The 20,173-nt window shown below is 61.1% G+C and carries 13 protein-coding genes; all 13 read left to right on the top strand.

Going from position 1 to position 20,173, the window contains the following annotated elements:
- The first annotated feature begins 39 nt into the window (after positions 1-39).
- The 13 genes from ispG to rplB all read left to right on the top strand — a co-directional run bounded on the left by ispG (position 40) and on the right by rplB (position 20,162).
- Positions 40-1,095, top strand: a complete 1,056-nt coding sequence (gene ispG, locus SHEL_RS11565; RefSeq protein WP_012799465.1) for a flavodoxin-dependent (E)-4-hydroxy-3-methylbut-2-enyl-diphosphate synthase — start codon at positions 40-42, stop codon at positions 1,093-1,095.
- Positions 1,096-1,119: 24 nt separating this feature from the next.
- A complete protein-coding gene (locus SHEL_RS11560) occupies positions 1,120-2,832 on the top strand; it encodes a proline--tRNA ligase (protein WP_012799464.1) in 1,713 nt (570 codons plus the stop codon).
- Positions 2,833-3,592: 760 nt separating this feature from the next.
- A complete protein-coding gene (locus SHEL_RS11555) occupies positions 3,593-4,387 on the top strand; it encodes a zinc ribbon domain-containing protein (protein WP_012799463.1) in 795 nt (264 codons plus the stop codon).
- A gap of 9 nt (positions 4,388-4,396) precedes the next feature.
- Positions 4,397-7,078, top strand: coding sequence for an ABC transporter ATP-binding protein/permease (locus SHEL_RS11550; protein ID WP_012799462.1), 2,682 nt, complete (start codon positions 4,397-4,399; stop codon positions 7,076-7,078).
- Between the two features lie 111 nt (positions 7,079-7,189).
- A complete protein-coding gene (locus SHEL_RS11545; RefSeq protein WP_012799461.1) occupies positions 7,190-8,518 on the top strand; it encodes a U32 family peptidase C-terminal domain-containing protein in 1,329 nt (442 codons plus the stop codon).
- An 84-nt stretch (positions 8,519-8,602) separates the two neighbouring features.
- Positions 8,603-9,463, top strand: a complete 861-nt coding sequence (locus tag SHEL_RS11540) for a methylenetetrahydrofolate reductase (protein ID WP_012799460.1) — start codon at positions 8,603-8,605, stop codon at positions 9,461-9,463.
- A 2-nt stretch (positions 9,464-9,465) separates the two neighbouring features.
- Positions 9,466-10,143 (top strand): vitamin B12 dependent methionine synthase, encoded by a 678-nt coding sequence (locus SHEL_RS11535; RefSeq protein ID WP_012799459.1) that lies wholly within the window; start codon positions 9,466-9,468, stop codon positions 10,141-10,143.
- Entirely contained in the window at positions 10,131-12,593 is a 2,463-nt protein-coding gene (locus tag SHEL_RS11530; protein ID WP_012799458.1) for a homocysteine S-methyltransferase family protein, read from the top strand. The genes SHEL_RS11535 and SHEL_RS11530 overlap by 13 nt, the downstream gene beginning before the upstream one ends.
- 210 nt (positions 12,594-12,803) lie before the next feature.
- Positions 12,804-13,706: an acetamidase/formamidase family protein gene (locus SHEL_RS11525; RefSeq protein ID WP_012799457.1), complete on the top strand. Its 903-nt coding sequence runs from the start codon at positions 12,804-12,806 to the stop codon at positions 13,704-13,706.
- Between the two features lie 151 nt (positions 13,707-13,857).
- On the top strand, positions 13,858-15,255 hold the full coding sequence (locus tag SHEL_RS11520; protein ID WP_012799456.1) for an APC family permease: 1,398 nt from the start codon (positions 13,858-13,860) through the stop codon (positions 15,253-15,255).
- Positions 15,256-15,518: 263 nt separating this feature from the next.
- Positions 15,519-15,812, top strand: a complete 294-nt coding sequence (locus SHEL_RS11515; protein ID WP_012799455.1) for a hypothetical protein — start codon at positions 15,519-15,521, stop codon at positions 15,810-15,812.
- 560 nt (positions 15,813-16,372) lie between these two features.
- Positions 16,373-18,886, top strand: coding sequence for a DNA topoisomerase I (locus tag SHEL_RS11510; protein WP_012799454.1), 2,514 nt, complete (start codon positions 16,373-16,375; stop codon positions 18,884-18,886).
- Positions 18,887-19,331: 445 nt separating this feature from the next.
- Positions 19,332-20,162 (top strand): 50S ribosomal protein L2, encoded by an 831-nt coding sequence (gene rplB / locus SHEL_RS11505; protein ID WP_012799453.1) that lies wholly within the window; start codon positions 19,332-19,334, stop codon positions 20,160-20,162.
- Positions 20,163-20,173 lie beyond the last annotated feature (11 nt).

The following is a 20,173-nucleotide window of genomic DNA, read 5'->3' as shown; positions in this document are numbered from 1 at the left end:
TGTACGGTCTATTGTTTCGAGGTGCCTTAAGGGGGCCACGTGAAACCGAATGAATCAACCCGCAGGGTATACGTGGGCGGCGTGCCACTGGGCGGCGGCGCCCCGTGCGTGGTGCAGTCCATGCTGAACGCCCCTGCCATGGACGTCGAAGCGAACCTCGCGCAGATCAACGCGCTGGCTGAGGCCGGGTGCGAGGTCGTTCGCATGGCCATCCCGAAAACGGAATGCCTGGACGCTTTCGAAGAGGTCTGCCGGAAAAGCCCGTTGCCTGTGGTGGCCGACATCCATTTCAACGCGAACATCGCCATCGAGGCCGCCCGCCGCGGCGCCGCCAAGCTGCGCATCAATCCCGGCAACATCGGCGGGCTGGAGAAGACCGACGCCGTAATCGAAGCCGCACGCGAAGCGGGCATTCCCATCCGCATCGGCGTGAACGCCGGGTCGCTGGACGACGAGCTTGCCGCCCGCGACGACCTGACGCTGCCCGAAAAGCTGGCCGCATCCGCCCAGCAGTACGTGGAATACTTCCTGAGCAGGGATTTTCCCGACATCGTGGTATCGGCTAAGGCCCATGACGTCATGACCACGGTGGAAACCTACCGCATTCTGTCGAAGACCATCCCTCAGGTGCCGCTGCACATCGGCATCACCGAGGCGGGCACGCTCATGCAAGGTGTGGTCAAATCTGCCTGCGGCCTGGGCATTCTGCTGGAAGAAGGCATCGGCGACACCATGCGCATCTCGCTGACTGATGAACCTACCGCCGAAATCCGTGCGTGCTGGATGCTTCTTTCTGCCCTTGATCTGCGTCGTCGCGGACCGGAAATCATCAGCTGCCCCACCTGCGGACGCTGCCAGGTGGACTTGATCGGCATCGCCAAGGATGTGGAGGAGCATCTGCGGACCGTCAAGAAGCCAATCAAGGTGGCGGTCATGGGATGCGTCGTCAACGGGCCGGGCGAGGCGCGCGACGCGGACATCGGCGTGGCGTCGGGCGACGGCGTCGGCGTCGTATTCAAACAAGGCAAGGTCTTGCGTAAAGTCAAAGAGGGCGATATTGTAAACACCCTTATGGAAGAAATCGAAAACCTGTAAATAGAGAAGGGTATTCCAATGGCAATGAACAAACATCTCAACCGCAACATCCTGCGCATGAGCACTATGTATGTGCCCACGCTGAAGGAGGACCCTTCGGATGCCGACATCCCTTCGGCTAAGCTGCTGACCCGTGCGGGCATGATCCGCAAGGAGGCCGCCGGCCTGTACTCCTTCCTGCCGCTGGGCCTGCGTGTGCTGCGCAAGATCGAGAACATCGTCCGTGAGGAGATGGACTCCCACGGCGGCGAGGAGCTGCTGATGCCCTTCGTGCAGTCCGCCGACCTGTGGCGCCAGAGCGGCCGTTGGGGCGCGTACGGCGAAGAGATGATGACCATGCGTGACCGCCACGACAACGAGTTCTGCCTCGGCCCCACCGCCGAAGAGGTCATCACCGACCTGGTGAAGAACGAGCTTCGCAGCTACAAGGACCTGCCGAAGAACCTCTACCACATTCAGCTCAAGTTCCGCGACGAGCGCCGTCCCCGCTTCGGCCTGCTGCGCAGCCGCGAGTTCATCATGAAGGACGCCTATTCTTTCGATAAGGACCAGGAAGGTCTGGAGGTCAACTATCAGCTGATGCGCGACGCCTACAGCAGGATGTGCGAGCGCATGGGCATGGAGTACCGCATCGTCCAGGCCGACCCGGGCGAAATCGGCGGCAACGGCACCGAGGAGTTCATGACCTTGGCCGAAACCGGCGAGGCCGAGCTGGTCTACTGCGACTGCGGCTACGCCGCCGACGTCGAGGTGGGCGAGTGCCATCCCAACCCCGTCGGATACGTCGGCGACACCATGGAGAAGATCGCCACGCCTGGCCTGCACACCATCGAAGAGCTGGCCGATTTCCTGGGCATCGAGGCCGACGGCACCGTCAAGGCGTTCTCCGGCAAGGACAAGGAAGGCGCCATCTGGGTGCTGTTCGTCCCTGGAAACTACGAAGTGAACGAGGACAAGGCGGCGCATGTGGTGCGCGGCTTCGAGCCTCTTACCGATGAGGAAATGAAGGATGCGGGCCTGGTCAAGGGCTCTATGGGACCGGTCGGTCTACCCGAAGGCGTGCGCATCTGTGCTGACGACAGCCTGCGCGACGTCGAGCGCTGGATTGTCGGCGCCAACGAGGAGGGCTACCACCTGCTCGGCGCCAAGCAGGGCGAAGACTTCACGGTCGACGCCTGGGGCGATTTGTGCACCGTCGTCGCCGGCGATGCCTGCCCCTGCTGCGGCAAGCCCCTGCAGGCCGCCCGCGGCATCGAGGTCGGTCAGATCTTCAAGCTGGGCACCAAGTACTCCGAGGCCATGGGCGCCCTGTTCATGGATGAGGACGGCACCGAGAAGCCCTTCATCATGGGCTGCTACGGCGTCGGCGTGTCCCGCTGCATGGCCGCTGCCGTCGAGCAGAGCCACGACGACATGGGCATCATCTGGCCTGTCGGCATCGCCCCGGCTCACGTGGCGGTCATTCCGCTGTCCACGAAGCCTGACGAGGTTACGGAAGCCGCCGAGGACGTCGCCGCCAAGCTGGCTGCCGCCGGTCTGGAGGTTTGCATCGACGACCGCGACGAACGTGCCGGTGTGAAGTTCGCCGACAACGACCTCATTGGCTGGCCTGCCCAGGTCGTCATCGGCAAGCGCGGCCTTGCTGCCGGCACCGTCGAAGTGAAGAACCGCAAGACGGGCGAGAAGACCGACGTTGCGGTTGATGATGTCGTGTCGTTCGTGGAGTCGCTGCTTTAACGTGTCGGCTTCGGTTGCGTCGGATTCCTGACGCAACGCCCGCCCGGCCACCGCCCCTTCGGGGCTATGCGCCGTGCTCCAACCTACGGTTTTCAAATGGCTCCGATGCTCGCGCATCGGAGCCATTTCATTTGAGGGATTGAAACGTTACGTCAGGCGTCCGATGCAACCTTGCTGGCCGTACTGCCTCAATCTGACCTGTGCGGCAATACCTCGGTCTTCTTGACCGTGCAGCGAGATAAGGAACGTGATTTGTTCCAATCGGGGGAGGGTGTGTCTCTGCAGTGAAGAGCCAAGTGCAACGAGATTTCAGTTTTCGGTGCACTTAGGGGGATAATCTGCAACTTGGCGCTGTCTGAGAGGCGTTTGCATCAGTTTATGGTCAATGATATACCACATATAAACTCAATGTGTGGCTTAACGCGCGCATCTGAACGCAGGTTGAGGGCGCTTTCGGGGTTGATGCCGCAGATTATCCCCTTAAGTGCACATCAAATCGGTTTTTCGTTGCAAAAGGTGGGCTGCCGGCGCTTGGCCTAGCTGCTCGGAGGGTGCTTGTCAGGCGCAGGTGTTCGCCTGTGACGGCAGCACCTTGCCTATTGCATTTTTCGTTGTCGATCGTGCTGCTTTATGTAATGAACAATTGATAGCGCAAAGGAAAGAGTTGCACAACTTGACACAGGACATGCTGTGGTAATCTTCTCCCAGAACAAAAACATGAGTATTGGGTTGGTTTCCCAATCTGCGGAAAGGATTGACGATGTTCTGCCCTCATTGCGGTACCCAGTTGCCTGACGGATCCCAGTTCTGCGGCAAGTGCGGATCCCGGCTCAACGCAGCCGCTCCGACGCAGGCCAACACGTATGGAGCATACGCCGCTCCGGCGCCGGCTCCGAAGTCGAAGAAGCCGATTGCTATCATCGCGGCGGCAGCTGCGGCTGTGGTGCTGGTGGCGGCGCTCGGCATCTCGGCATTCGCGGGCGTAGGTCCGTTTTCGGGGTCAGGTGGCCTGATAGGCAAATCGAACGACGGCATCGCCGGCACCTACAAGCTGGGCGGCGAAGGCGGACGCGAGCTGATCGGAACCAGCGTGAGGGTCACCATTGACGAAGAAGGCGTGGCTGTGCTCGATACGGGTGACGGAAGCATTACGGGCACGATGGAAGAAGTCGAGGAAATCGGCGGCAGCACGCTGTACGAGCTTACGAACCTGACAGATGGCGAAGGTGAGGATATCACCGACCTGTCCGCATCCGTGCTGCTGGGCAACGGCATTCCCGAAGGCGATTACACGGGCGATTGGCGCATCTCCTTCGATTTCGGAGATGGCGAGGTCGAAACCTACGGCATCGAGATCGACGAGGACGGCACGGCTGTGTTCGGTTTCGGCAATTGCGGCATCGATGATTGGGATCCGAGCGAGACGGTCGACTTGACCTGGGAAGAGACCGACGACTTCGAATACACCTTCTACATTGACGACGCTGATGTTGTGGATGCGAGCGAAGCCGAAGACTACCCCTTCGAGTTCTCCTACAGCCCCGCGTCTGAATAAAAGGCGCACATGACCGCTCCTGTCGGATATTTCGGATGCAAGGGCCTGACGAAACGGTTTCGTTCGGGCTCTTGCCCTGTTGTGGCCCTTGATGACGTCACCTTGGCCTTCGCGCTGGGGACGCTGACGGCCGTCACAGGTCCGTCCGGGTGCGGCAAGACCACGTTGCTTTCGGTGCTGGTCGGCCTCGATAGGAGTTTCGAAGGCGCCGTGGTCGTTAACGGTACGGAAGTGACCTGCGACGACGCTTTCGACTGGGATGCCTACCGACGTCGTGTCTCGGGTATGGTGTTCCAAGACTTCAATCTGATAGACCATTTGACAGCCGTCGAAAACGTCGAGGCGGCGCTGCGGCTTGCTGGATTCGGGCAGACCGACGAGGCGCTGCATCGGCAGGCGTTGTCGGCGCTTGATCGGGCGGGCGTGGCCGACGTGGCGGACCGCCTTCCCTATGAGCTTTCGGGCGGACAGCAGCAGCGGGTGGCCGTCGCGCGGACCCTTGCACGAAACCCGCAGGTTATTTTGGCGGATGAGCCCACGGGGTCGTTGGATGCGGACAGCGCCGACGCCATCATGGGCTTGCTGCGCGAAGCCGCCGACCGCGGCAGCGTCGTGGTGGTGGTCACCCATGACGAACACATTGCCGAAACCTACGCCGACACGGTGGTGCGGTTGGACGAAGGCCGGGTCGTTGCCTGCGAACATCGGAAGGACGTGCAGACGCGAACCGCCGAACCGTCGAACGTCGCGGGCGGCCTGTCGTTTCCGTCTTCAATCTGGCTTGCAAAACGCAGGATGGTTGCCTGCAAGCGGCGGATCGTGCGCACCGCCTTGGCCTGCATGATCGGCTTTTTGGGCCTCGGGTTGTTCGGCAATCTGCTGTTGGGAAGTGTCGATTACCTTCGCGACTTGGAACAAGGCATCATCATGGCGTACCCGCTGACGGTTTCGGACTCCGCGTTCGCCGCAGCCGAAAACGCCGCGCTGGACAGCGTGTCCGATGCCGATGCGGCCGACGCCGAAAGCATCGGGGTCGACGGGATGCTCGAATCCGCGGTGGATGCGGCCAACGGCGTATCCGGTGTGCCGGGCATGTCGCGGTTCCTCTCGTACTTCCAGGTCTCATCTGCCAACGCCGACGTGGACCTGATGGGTGTCGTGCGGGACTACGGCGTGACGCCCCTGATTTACCGAAGGGACGTCACGGGCGCGTTCATCCAAGTCAATCCTTCGTCTCTGGCAACGCGCCTGGGTGCGGCCGACGGATCCGACGAAGCGGCCGCCGACCTGTTCGGCACGGCGGACATGTGGAGCCCCCTCATTTGGAACGGAGGGGACAGAGCCGAGCCGTATGAGGTGCTGGCCGGGCGCATGCCTGCCGCATATGACGAAATCGTCCTTGTGACCAGCGCGAACGGCACAGTAAGCGACTATGTTCTTTATGCGGCGGGCTTGGAGGACGCCGCTCTTCTGACCGACGGCGAGGTTTTTACGGGTATCGACCGGATGGCTTACGACGATGTGCTGGGCGTAACCTTCTGCGCGTTTGCGGGAAGCGACGCGTACGACTTCGACGGGAACGTATGGCAGGACCGTTCCGCCGACGCGGCATACATGGAGTCGAAGCAGAATGACGCGACGGTCCTTACGGTGGTGGGCGTGGTGCGTCCCGCCTCCGAATCGGACAGCGTATACGTCGCCGGCGGCTTCGGGTACCTTCAAGAGCTGGAGGTCCAGCTCATCGACCGGGCATGGGATTCGGACATCGCGCACGATCAGCAGGCCCGCTACGACACGGACGTGTTCACAGGCGAAGCCTTCGGCGGGCAGACCGTCGAAGGCGCCGCGGCGGCCATGATGGAAGGCGTGCGGATCGACCGGTTGAGCGAGGCCCAGCTCGCCTGTGTGGAAAGCCTGACAGATGCGCAGGTCAGCGCCTTGCGGGAGGAGTACCCCGACCAGTTCGACGACCAGGGAGCTCTGGATTTGACGGATGCCCAATGGGATCGCCTGGCGGACGTGTCCGACAGCGACTTCGAGCAGGGCATCGCCGAGGCCCTGGACGCCGCGGCGTCGTCGGGCTATCGCGCGAACATGGCGGCAATCGGAGCCGTGGACCGGTCGAGCCCCGACTCGGTGGCGTATTATCCCGACGGCCTTCGCCCCATGGAGCAGTCCATCGAGATTATCGACCGGTACAACAGCCAGTTCTGCGAAGACACCTGGGTGCCCATGTCCTACGCCGACACGGCGCTCACGCTCATCCGTCGCCGGCTGCTCAGGCTGGCGGCGCTGTTCGCCTGCGTGGGCGCGGTTGCCGTGCTCGTCATCTCGTCCATGGTGTCGTCATCCACCCGCGATGCCGCCATCGAGCGCACCCACGAACTGGCGGTTCTGCGGTCCTTGGGTGCCTCGCCGCGCCATGTGGAAGGATTGCTGGTCATCGAGTCGGCCGCCATCGGATTGGTGAGCGCCGTGGTCGGCGTTCTGGTGGCAAACCTGCTCGTTGCGCCAATGAACGGCCTCTTTGCCACGGTCATTTCCATTTCGAACCTCATGCGGTGGTCGCTTCCCGGATCGGTGCTGATGGTGCTGGTCGGCATGGCCCTCACGGTGCTCGTCGCCTGGCGGACCGCCCGCCGCTTCCGGTCCATCGACCTGGTCTCGGCCCTGAAGGGCGCCCGCCGATAGCCGGCTTTCGGCGGGAATCTGCTGCTTTGCCGCATGACGCCTGCCGGCTTCAACCTCGCAGGCGGGAACGGCTATACTGGTCACACTTATTCATACGAGCAAGGATGTTGCATGGCGAAGATGGAGCTCCTGGCGCCCGCGGGCGGTTGGGAACAGTTGGAATACGCGGTTCATTTCGGGGCCGACGCCGTGTATCTGGCGTCGCAGCGCTACGGCATGCGCCGTCGGGCGGACAACTTTAAAGAAGAGGACCTGCCTCGGGCCATCGCTTTCGCACACGACCACGGCGTTGCGGTCCATGTGACCGTGAACACGCTCATGACCGACGAGAACATCGACGATCTGCCTCGATACTTCAAGCTGCTGGGAGACGCCGGCGCCGATGCGGCCATCATCGCGGATATGGGAGCTTTGGCCATCTGCCGCGAGGTGGCGCCGCATGTTGACATCCATCTGTCCACGCAGGCGTCCTGCATGAACGCCGCCTCGGCCCAGGTGTACCAGAGCTTGGGCGTCAAGCGCGTCGTGCTGGCTCGCGAAATGAACCTGGACGAAATCGCACGCATGAAGAGCCGTCTGCCCGAGGGGCTTGAAATCGAGGCCTTCGCCCACGGTGCCATGTGCATGGCCTATTCGGGTCGCTGCCTGATCAGCGATTACCTTACCGGCCGCGGCGCCAACAAAGGCAGTTGCGCACAACCCTGCCGTTGGGAATACGCCCTGACCGAGCCGACGCGCCCGGGCGAGTACTTCCCGGTGGAAGAGGATGCCGAGCAGGGGAGCTTCATTATGAGCTCCCGCGATATGAGCATGCTGGGGCATTTGGACGACCTGGCGGCGGCGGGCATCGACAGCATCAAGATCGAGGGCCGCGCGAAAGGCACCTACTACGTGGCTTCGGTGGTGAACGCCTACCGCAATGTGCTGGACGGCGGCGACCCCGAGGTGTGGCAGCGTGAGCTGGAAACCACCAGCCATCGCCCCTATTCCACGGGGTTCTATTACGGATTCCCAGGTCAGAATCCGATTTCTGCACAATACAGCCGCAAATACCAGATGGTTGCCACGGTTAAGTCCTGCGTGCCGGCCGACGGAGGGTTCCAAGTGCGCGTCGTGTGCCGCAACCGGTTCGACGATGGCGACACGGTGGAGGTCCTGAGTCCTCGGACGCCGGTTCGGGAATGCACGGTGCGCAACCTGATATGGCATGCCGCGCCGGAAACCGACCTGACGGACATCCTGCGGGACAACCTGGGTACCGTCGTCGGCCCCGACCCGGAAGTGGTGCACGGGCGTCTGTTGCGCGTGGGTATAGCCAACCGGACCATGGAGGAATACTCTTTCGATGTACCGTTTGGATTGCAAGAACGTGACATTGTGCGCATCTCGCGTGATACGTCGGCGATTATTTGCGAAAATGGACCATCTCCGTTTGCGTAACGGGTCCGAGATGGCGGATCCGTTTCCGAAGCGGGCAACCGCTTGAGTACTGCACCATATGGGATTTGACGAAAGGAGTTCACCATGCACATCGCGAAGGTCTACGAGCCGGGCAAGATTCCCGTCTCGTTCGAAACGTTCCCGCCCAAGGGCGAAATGCCTGTAGAAGAGGCTCGTGGCTTGATGGCGGGCCTAGCTCCCCTGAATCCCGCGTTCGTGTCCGTCACCTATTCCGCAGGCGGAGCCGGCAATTCTGAACGCACGGTGGACGTGGCCAAAATGGGCCAGGACGAATTCGGACTCACCTGCATGGCGCATCTGACCTGCATGGGTGCAACCAAGGAATCCGTCGCCCGTGAATTCGAGCGCATGCGTGAAGCCGGTATCGAGAACGTATTGGCCCTGCGCGGCGACAAGGTGCCGGGCCGCGACGCCGATGTGTTCCATTACGCCAAGGACCTCATCCCGCTGGCCCGTGAAGCCGGGTTCTGCGTCGGTGCGGCCGCATATCCCGAAGGCCACGTGGATTGCCTGGACTTCGACGCAAGCATCCGCCATCTGAAGGAGAAGCAGGACGCCGGCGCGGAGTTCTTCGTCACGCAGCTGTTTTTCGAAAACGACGTGGCCCTGCGTTTCCTGGATGCGGCCCGCAGCGCCGGCATTACGGTGCCCATTACCTTCGGCATCATGCCGTTTATGTCGAAAGCCCAGCTCACGCGCATGATTTTTATGTGCGGTGCCAGCTTGCCGTCGCCGATCATCAAGCTGCTCAACCACTACGAGGACGACGAGGAGTCGCTGCGCCAGGCGGGTATCGAATACGCCTGCAATCAGTTCGTGGAACTGGGCCGCGAAGGCGTGGACGGCCTGCACGTCTATACGATGAACCGCGCGGACATCGCAAGCGCGGTCATGGAGGCCCTGCGAGGGGCCGGCATCGTGTAGGCATGCCGCGCTATCACGTAGATAAATCCGAAACGTTGCGCTACCTTGGGTATGCCGGGCAGTCGGTGGATGCTGCGCTCGACGCCCGCATCGACCAGGTCATCGCCCATTGCGAGGCCACATCGCAGCCGCGTTTCGTGCATCGGACGTTCCCCCTGGAATTCTCGTCGGAAGGCGTCAAGCCCGTGGGCGCCGCGCTGGTCCTGAAGGGGGAGGACATCCGCCGGCATCTGGAAGGCGCGCGGGCGTGCGCGCTTCTGGCCTGCACGTTGGGGCTTGCCAACGAACGGGAGCTCGCCCGGATGAAGGCCGTGGGGCCGGTGGACGCCCTGGTGTACAGCTGCGCCGGGTCGTCTCTGGTCGAACGCGTGGCCGACGCCTGCGAGGCGGAAATCGTCGCGCAGGCCGCCGATGCGGGGCTGCATGCCAACTGGCGTTACAGCCCGGGATACGGGGATTTCCCTCTTGAAATCCAGTCTGCGTTCGTGCGCGCGCTGGGCGCCGACAAGATGCTCGGCATCACCGTGACCGACACCGATCTGCTCATCCCATCGAAGAGCGTGACGGCCGTAATCGGCCTGTTCGACGAGGTGCCGGCCAACTGGAAGCGCAACTGCGACACCTGCGTTTGCGCTCCGTACTGTTCGTTAAGGAAGGCAGGAACGCCATGTTGGCAATAACCGATGGAATCGCGAAGGTTCGAAACCGCGACCAGGTCCGCACGAAGGACGAATACCTGGCGGCCGTGCTGCGCGGCGAAGCTTACCTGGTGTTCGACGGTGCTATGGGCACCATGCTGCAGGCATCCGGCATGGAGGCCGGCGAGCTGCCCGAGCTCTTGTGCCTGACCGACCCTGCGGGCGTGACCGCCATCCATAGGCAGTATGTGGAAGCGGGCAGCCAGGCCATCACCACGAACACTTTCGGCGCGAATGCCCGCAAACTGGGCGATGCCGCCACGGTCGAGGACGTCTTCGCCGCCGCCGTCGCCTGTGCCCGCGAATCCGGGGCGCGCTACGTGGCGGGCGACATCGGGCCGACGGGCGGGCTGCTGGAGCCTTTGGGGACCATGAGCTTCGACGAGGCATACGACCTGTTCGCCCAAGAGGTGCGGGCGGCCGATGCGGCCGGCGCCGACCTGCTGGTCATCGAGACCATGGCCGACCTTCTGGAGATGAAGGCCGCCGTACTGGCCGCAAAAGAGAACTCTGACCTGCCGATATTCGCAACCATGACCTTCGGCGAAGACGGCCGTACGTTCTTGGGCACCAGCCCGCAGATCGCTGCGCTCACGTTGGACGCCTTGGGCGTGAACGTGCTGGGCGTGAACTGCTCGCTGGGGCCGTCCGATCTGCAGCCTATCGTGTCTGCCATGCTGGAGACAGCCACCTGCCCTGTGATGGCGCAGGCCAACGCGGGCCTTCCTTCGGTGGTGGACGGCCATACCGTGTACAGCATCATGCCTGATGAATACGCCAACGCCGTGCAAGCCATGGTGGACGAAGGGGTGTCGGTCATCGGCGGCTGCTGCGGCACGAATCCCGACTACATCCGCCAGCTGGCGGCCATGGTGGAAGGGAAGCGTCCGCCGCACCGCGAGGTGGAAACGCCGTTCAGCCTGACCAGCGCCCAAAACGCCGTGGTGCTGCGCGGTCGGGAAGTGGCCGTCATCGGCGAACGCATCAATCCGACAGGCAAAAAGCGCCTGAAGGAGGCTCTGCGCACCAAGGATTACAACTATGTTCTTAACGAGGCCATTTCCCAAACCGAGGCGGGCGCGGATGTTCTGGATGTGAACGCGGGCCTGCCGGAGATCGACGAGGCGGCAACGCTGGTGACCCTTGTGGGGCAGATCCAAGGCGTGTCGGGCCTGCCGCTGCAGATCGATTCGGCGGACCCTGCCGCCGTGGAGGCCGCTGTTCGGGTGTATTCAGGAAAACCCCTGATCAACTCTGTCAATGGCAAGCAGGAGAGTTTGGATGCGGTGCTTCCTGTGGCCAAACATTACGGATGCGCAGTGGTAGGGCTCACGCTGGACGAGAACGGCATTCCGCCGACGGGGGAAGAACGGTTCGCCATTGCCGCGCGCATCGTGGAAGCCGCCGAAGCCTACGGCATACCCCGCAGCCACGTCGCCATCGACTGCCTGGTGATGGCCGCATCCACCAACCAGCAGGAGGTCGTCGAGATACTCAAGGGCGTCACGCTCGTGAAGGAGCGGTTGGGCGTCCGCACGGTTCTGGGCGTTTCCAACGTGAGTTTCGGTTTGCCATTGCGCGAAATCGTGAACGCGACGTTTCTGTCCGCGGCGTTTGCCGCCGGCCTGGACATGCCCATCCTCAATCCCATGGCCACCCGTTACAAAGAGGTGGTGGACACCTGGCGTGTGCTGTGCGCGCAGGATGAGGGCGCGGCGGGCTATATTGCCGAATACGCGGGCAAAACCCTTGATGCGGGGGCTGTCGCGCAGGCGCCGGCTGCCGAAGGGGCTCCTGGGTCTTCCGCCGAAGATGACGGAAGCATCCGTCACCTCATCATCACGGGCCGCAAGGGCGACATGGTGCAAGCCACCCAGGCGCTGCTGGCCGACCACGACGCCATGGAGGTCATCAACGAGCACCTGATTCCCGCACTTGACGAGGTGGGCGCCCTGTTCGAGAAGGGAACCTTCTTCTTGCCGCAGCTCATGGCGTCGGCGGAAGCCGCCAAGGCTGGGTTCGACGTCATCCGCAGCAACGCTTCGGAAGGCGACGTGGACGAGAAGGGAAGCGTGGCTGTGGCCACGGTCAAGGGCGACATCCACGACATCGGCAAGAACATCGTGCGCATGTTGCTGGAAAACTACGGCTATCGCGTCTATGACCTGGGGCGGGACGTCGACCCCGAGCTCATCGTGCAAACGGTGCAGGAACACGACATCAAGCTGGTGGGCCTGTCGGCGCTCATGACCACCACGGTGCACAACATGGAGGAGGCCATCAAGCTTCTACGTGAGAAGGCGCCCGACGTGAAGGTCATGGTGGGTGGCGCGGTGCTCAATCCCGAGTACGCCCGCATGGTCGGGGCGGATTTCTACGCGAAGGATGCCGCCGAAAGCGCCCGCATCGCTGGCGAGGTGCTGGGCTCGTAGCGTCTCGGAAACCGCTACCATATTTACGACGGCTGCGCCAGCGTCAAATGACCGGCGCAGCCGTTTTCTTTAATTAACCTCGGCAAACATAAGATAAAATATTGGACTGGGCGGCTCCGATTGTAAAAAAATGGCTCCACATAGCATCGAAAATGTATGATAATAGCTCAGTATAATTTGTTACGTATTGGTAGGGCAGGAGGAGACAACATGCTCGAACTGAACGATGATGCCGTATTCTACGCGTTTTCGGCCGACTTGGAACCGGTGATGACCATCAAGTCTGGCGATACGGTTCGCATCCGCACCCAGGACTGCTTCGCCAACCAGCTTAAGGCCGACAACACCATCGACGGTCTGGACTGGGATCGCGTGAATCCCGCCACCGGCCCCATCTATATCGAAGGTGCCGAGCCGGGCGACGTTCTCAAGGTCCACCTGCATGCCATCGATGTGGATTCTAAGGCGTGCATGTGCACCGGCGAAGCCGAAGGCACCTGTGGCGACCTGTTCGCTGACGGCCTGGTCAACGTGGTCAAGCCCGTCGTCGACGGCAAGCTCATCTGGGACGAGGGCGTCGAGCTCGATTGTCGTCCCATGATCGGCGTCATCGGCGTGGCTCCTGAGCCGGGCAAGTCCATCAACTGCGGAACGCCCGACCACCATGGCGGCAACATGGACACCACGATCATCGAGGCCGGCGCCACGCTGTACTTCCCGGTCTCCGTCGAAGGCGCCCTTTTCGGCTGCGGCGACGTGCATGCCGTCATGGGCGATGGTGAAATCAGCGTCTCCGGCGCCGAAATCGCTTCGTGGGTCACGGCTTCCTTCGAGGTGCTCAAGGACCGCTCCCTTACCAACCCGGCGTTGCTGAACGACACCCAGTTCTGCACCATCGCTTCCGAACCTTCTCTGGACGCCGCTTGCGACACGGCCGTTCACGATATGGTCCGCATCCTCAGCGAGCGCTGCGAAGGCATCTCCACCGAGGACCTGGTCATGCTGCTGTCGCTGTGCGCCGACGTTCAGGTAAGCCAGATCGTCGACCCGCAGAAAACTGCTCGTTTTGTGGTTCCGCGTCGCGTTGTTGAAGCTTACGGGTTCACCTGGTAGTCTTCGTTGCTTTGGGTTCCGGCCGGTTACGGCTGACCATACATAACTGCTAGGGGGTGGCGCCATAGCCCCTAGCTCAGCATCTTTCGATGGAAGCTGATCTCATCCGCCGAAAGATGCTGCCGTTAGTATCATCTACTAAGGAGGAGAAATGGCAGAAAAAAGCTCCGAGGTTCGTCAACTCGAATCCTTCGGATACAAGCAGGAATTGAGGCGTGGCCTGACCTTGCCCGACGTCGTTCTCTACGGCGTTCTGTTCATGGTCATCATTGCGCCCCATTCGATCTACGGCTACGTCATGGCGGACGGCGGCGGCATGCCGACGCTCGTGTATCTGGTTGGCTTCTGCGCCATCTTTTTCACGGCTCTGTCCTACATGGCCATGTCCAACAAGTTCCCCATCGCGGGTTCCGTGTACTCCTACGTGCAGCGCGGCATCAATCCCCACATCGGTTTCCTTTCTGGCTGGCTGATTCTTCTGGACTACTGCATCGCTCCTGCACTGCTGTACACCATGGTCGGCAACTGGGGCGTTGCTCTGGTTGACGCGCTGTTCGGCTTCCAGGCCGCTTGGGTGCCTTGGGTGTGGATCGTCGCCTTCATCGCGTTCAACACCTTCGTCAACATCCGCGGCATCGGCATGACCAAGGGCATCGACTACGTCTTCTTCGCAGTCGAAATCCTGATTGTCATCGCCTTCGTCGTCCTGGCCATCGGCTACATCTCCGGTGGCGGCGGCACGGGCGAGTTCAACCTCGACCCGATCTGGCAGCCCGGCAAGGTCACGCCTAGCTTCATCGCAGCTGCGTGCTCCATCGCCTGCCTGAACTTCCTAGGCTTCGACGGCATCTCCACGCTGGCTGAAGAGACCGAGCATCCCGAGAAGAACATCGGCCGCGGCATCCTGATCGCCCTGTTCATCATCGTTATCTGCTTCATGCTGCAGACCTACTTCGCAGCTCTGGCTATGCCTCTGGACACCCCGGGCTTCAACGTTGACACCGCATTCTTCCAGACCGGCGCTGCCGTCGGCGGCCAGGCCTTCTACATCATCCTGTTGGTTGTCAACATTCTCGCCATCGGCGTTGCCAACATCATGAACGCTCAGCTGGCCGCTTCCCGCCTGCTTTACGGCATGGGCCGCGACAAGGTCATCCCGAGCTTCTTCGGCAAGGTTCATCCCAAGTATCAGACCCCGTGGCTGGCCTCCTTCTTCATCGGCGGCATTGCTCTGGTCCTCACCTTCCTGGGTGTTGAGAAGCTCACCACGCTGGTCAACTTCGGCGCTCTGACGTCCTTCATGGTCCTCAACTTCGCCGTGTTCTGGTACTTCTGGGTCCGCGAGGGCAAGCGTGGCGCGTACGCCGTCCTGCGCTACATCATCTGCCCGTTCTGCGGCATTGCCATTCTGTTCTTCATCTTCACCGGCTTCGAGACGTTCACGATGACCGTCGGCTTCATCTGGCTGGCCATCGGCATTATCGTCGGTGCTGTGAAGTCCAAGGGCTACAAGGAGGTCCCCGAGGCCTTCAAGAACCTTGAGTTCTAGTTTTTAACAACATTCCGAGATCACATGGATGGGCGCCGTGGTAATCGCGGTGCCCTTCTTGTATCCTTGTGCGGCTGCAAATCATTGCGAATCACGAAGCGGCGACGGGCGCCTGACGATGGCGGATTGGAAAGAATTTCCAAAATCGAGCAACCGCCTGCGTTTCGCAACTCGTTTCGGGGGGTTTGTATAGTAAGATAGTCGGTATAAGAGGCAAGGCCGCGGTTCAATGGGATCCGCAGCTGTGACGGAAGGAGTCAGCCATGGGACAGCAAGCTGAGGAGTCGCTCGAACTTACTTTTGACGAGTTCTGCAACTACCTGCGCGCACACACTCGCATCTTCATGGAGATCGGCGATAAGACCTATTACCTTACCCACACCGATGGGTATTGGCGTGCACAGGATTGTGCCGTAAAGAATGACAAGGGTCACTTTACGGATTGTTCGGAACTCGTTCCTACACTGAGCGAGCTTGTTCGCATCAAGTGGATCGATGGCAAGAACATCGAAGAAGTTTTCGAGGATTGCACGTTCTACAAGAGCATCCAAGAATAGCTTTCCTTACAAATATATATAGGGGATAGGAACGGGCTCTCATGCCCGTTCTTTTTTTGTTGGAAGGCGTTGTTTCCCTCGTCTTGGGATGGTCGCGGTCGACGCATTCCCAGATGCCGTTCCGTATCCCGTGTGCCAGGAGGGCGGTTGCCGTCAGTGCTTTTTCGCGTCAAAAGGGGCGCATATTCGGACGATGGGGAGCCCGTTCCTTTCGCTTCACGTTTCCGCTTCATGCGTCTTCGGCAATGCGCGAAATTGCCGCCGTGAGCGAGCAGGTGTGCGCAGTACGAATGGAAAATCAGCCTGCGATCAGGTTCAAATAGAGGGTTCATCAGGTCGGATTCAGGCGGAAATCAGGTTGATGCAAGGTTTGGTTCAGGTTCGAATCAGGTTGAGTTCCAAAAAGATTCAGGACAATATCAGATTTAAATTAGGCTCAGGATCTCGTTCCCTTTGCCAAAAAATCGTGTATCCTATCAACCCAAAACCCAATCGCCAAAAGGCGTGCATGAGATATCAATGGGGAATCAGACTTTCCGTACGTGTCGGAGGGGACGTCCATGAAGCTAGTCGTAACCGAGAAAAACAACGCTGCCCAAAGAATCGCCGAACTGCTCGGCGTGAAGAAACCGAAAAGCGACAAGGTATACAACACGCCCGTATACCGGTTCGAGCGCGATGGGGAAGAGTGGGTTTCCATCGGTCTGCGCGGCCATATTCTCGAACCTGATTTCGTGCCGACCATCACCTACAAGCGCAACAAGGGTTGGCTGGCCACGCCCGATGACGGCGCAAGCTACAAGGTGGACATCCCGTCGTTTCTGCCTAAGCCGCCGTTCAAGACCAAACGCAAGCCGTTTTTGGCCGACGGTGTGGCCATCGGCGGTTCCTGGAAGATGGATGCGCTGCCGTACCTGGTGTACGCGCCCATTCAGAAGAATCCCAAAGAGAAGGACATCATCCGCAGCCTGAAGAACCTTGCGAAAAAGGCCGATGACATCATCATCGCGACCGACTTCGACCGCGAAGGCGAGCTCATCGGCTCCGATGCGCTCAGCTGCATCCGTGAGGTCAACACCACGGCCCCGGTGTCCCGCGCGCGCTATTCCGCTTTGATCAAGCCCGAGATCACCCATGCGTTCGAGAATCTGGTCGAGCTGGACATGAACCTCGCGCATGCGGGCGAAAGCCGTCAGGAGATCGACCTCATCTGGGGTGCCGTGCTTACGCGGTATCTCACCATTGTGAAATTCGCGGGCTACGGCAACGTGCGTTCCTCGGGCCGCGTGCAGACCCCCACGTTGGCGCTCATCGTGGAGCGCGAACGCGAACGCATGGCGTTCGTGCCGGAAGACTACTGGGTCATCAAGGCCAAGTTCTCCGATGGAATCGAGCCTTTCGAAGCCACCCACAAGGAAGGTCGCTTCAAGACGCAGGAAGCGGCCGACGCCGTCATGAACGCCGTCAACGGCGCCCAGTTCGGCACCGTGTCCGGCATCGAGAAGCGCAAGCGCACCGTTTCGGCGCCCACGCCCTTCAACACCACGGGCCTTATGGCTGCGGCCGCCGCCGAGGGGCTGTCGCCTGCCCGTACCATGCGCCTGGCTGAAAGCCTGTACATGGCCGGTTACACGTCGTACCCCCGTGTGGACAACACGGTGTACCCGTCCTCCTTCGACCTTCCTGCCATGGTGAAGACCCTGTCCGAAGTGCCCGCGTACGAGCCCTATTGCCGCCAGCTGCTGGCCAAAGGCACGCTTACGCCCACACGCGGCAAGCAGGAATCCACCGACCATCCGCCCATCGTCCCCATGCAGGCCGCCAGCCCCGATAAGCTGCAGCCTGCGGAGTGGAAGCTTTACAACCTCATCGCACGTCGGTTCCTGGCCACGCTTTCCGACGCCGCCGTCATCGAGGGCACGAAGGTGTCTGTCGACGTCAATGACGAGACGTTCATCACCCGCGGCGACGTGGTCGTCAAGCCGGGCTTCAGGGCCATCTATCCTTACGGCGCGAAAAAAGACACCATCCTGCCGCAGCTCAACGAAGGGCAGCAGGTCGATTTCCTGGGCGCAACCTGCGAGCAAAAGCAGACCGAGCCCCCCGCGCGCTATTCCCAGGGCAAGCTCATCCAGGAGATGGAGAAGTTGGGCTTGGGCACCAAGGCCACGCGCCATTCGATCATCGACCGGCTCTACAATGTGAAGTACATCCAGAACGACCCCATCGAGCCGAGCCAGCTGGGCATTGCCGTGTGCGACGCTTTGGGTCGTTTCGCGCCGCAGATCACCAGCCCGGGCATGACGGCCGAGCTGGAAAAGGACATGAACCAGATCGCCGACGGAGATAAGACTCAGAAAGAGGTCGTCGATCTGTCCCGTGACATTCTCAACGACGTGCTTAAGGAGCTCATGCCTCATTCCGAAGAGGTCGCCAGCGCCCTGGGCGACGCCGTGGCGGCCGATGCCTATGTGGGTACCTGCCCCAAATGCGGCAAGGACCTGCAGATGCGCGCCTCCAATAAGACGAAATCCATGTTCATCGGGTGCTCGGGCTGGCCTGAGTGCGATGTCACCTACCCGCTGCCGAAAGGCAAAGTGGAAGTGGTTGAGGAGAAATGCCCGGTGTGCGGCATGCCTCAGATCAAGGTGACGGCATTCCGCTCTAAGCCGCGCGTCCAGTGCATCGACCCCAACTGCGACAGCAACCAGGAACCCGATGTGATTGTAGGCGCCTGCAAGGCCTGCGCCGAAAAGGGCTTGGACAAGAAACTCATCGCGCAGCGCAATCCGCGCACATTGAAGCGGTTCATCCGATGCGAGAACTATGAGGAATGCGGCGTAAGCTACCCGTTGCCGCAACATGGCGAGCTCAAGGCCACCGAGGAGGTTTGCCCCGACTGCGGCGCACCCATGGTGATTGTGACTACCGGTCGCGGACCGTGGAAGCTGTGTCCCAACTTCGACTGCCCCGGCAAGGAGAAGGAGGAGGGCGCGGAGGACAAGAAGGCCCCTGCGAAGAGGACCACCCGAAAGACCGCGACGAAGAAAACCACCCGCAAGACTTCCAAATAGCAAGCTTTATTCGGCCCGATGCCCAGATGCGTCGGGCCCTTCTATATATGTAAGGACATTACGAACCTGCATGTTGCACCGCAAAAACTTTTATGTCCGTACACTAACACCACGTATCCGGGTGTATCCATGTCGACTCGACGTCCGCATCGGCAACTCGGGGCGTTTCCCGCATCTGTACGAGCCGGGCCGAACGCAGGAAACCGCATTCGCGCAGGTTGTGTGGAGACGGTTTTTGCACTTGAAGCAGTCCTTTTGCCTCTATATAATCTTCCTTTGCGTCGGGAGAAGTATGGATACACCCGGACGCGTGGAAACGGCGTCGAAGGCATTCACTCCGAAACAATGCCTGTTCGGCCATCGCTTCCACACCGTGTAAGCAGGGTTTCTGGTACGTGCAATGGAGTGTGCACGCGAGCAGTTGCCCACAAACGTTAGGAAAGAAATGGGAGTCAAGCAGTACAAGCCGACTAGCCCCGGTCGCCGCTTCCAGACGGTCTCGGACTTCGCCGAGATCACGACGGACAAGCCGGAGAAGTCGCTGCTTGCGCCTCTGCCCAAGAAGGCAGGACGCAACAACAACGGTCGCATCACCACCCGTCATCAGGGTGGCGGCAACAAGCGTCGTTACCGCATCATCGATTTCAAGCGCAACAAGGACGGCGTGCCCGCCAAGGTCGCTACCATCGAGTACGACCCGAACCGCTCCGCCCGCATCGCTCTGCTCCACTATGTGGACGGCGAGAAGCGCTACATCCTTCATCCGAAGGGCCTGCAGGTCGGCGACATGGTCGTCTCCGGCCCCAATGCAGACATCAAGCCCGGCAACGCCATGCCTCTGGCCGACATCCCCGTCGGTACTCTGATTCATGCTGTCGAGCTGCAGCCCGGCCGCGGCGCCGCCCTGGCCCGTTCCGCCGGCACCTCCATCCAGCTGATGGGCAAGGAAGGCAACTACGCCATCCTCCGCATGCCCTCTTCTGAGATGCGCCGCGTTCTCCTTACCTGCCGCGCCACGATTGGTGAGGTTGGCAACGCCGACCATGCCAACGTGAAGATCGGCAAGGCAGGCCGCAACCGCTGGAAGGGCATCCGTCCGACCGTCCGCGGTACCGTCATGAACCCTGTCGACCATCCCCATGGTGGCGGCGAGGGCAAGAACAAGACCGCAGGCCGTCATCCGGTCAGCCCGTGGGGCGTTCCCACCAAGGGTCACCGCACCCGCAATCCGAAGAAGGCGTCGAGCCGCCTGATCATCCGTCGCCGCAAGAAGTAAGCGACGTTACG

The sequence above is a fragment of the Slackia heliotrinireducens DSM 20476 genome (genome assembly GCF_000023885.1).
GTDB classification, from domain to species: Bacteria; Actinomycetota; Coriobacteriia; order Coriobacteriales; family Eggerthellaceae; genus Slackia; species Slackia heliotrinireducens.
The sequence above is the reverse complement of the archived record's forward strand: the minus strand, read 5'-3'. Positions and strand labels throughout refer to the sequence as shown.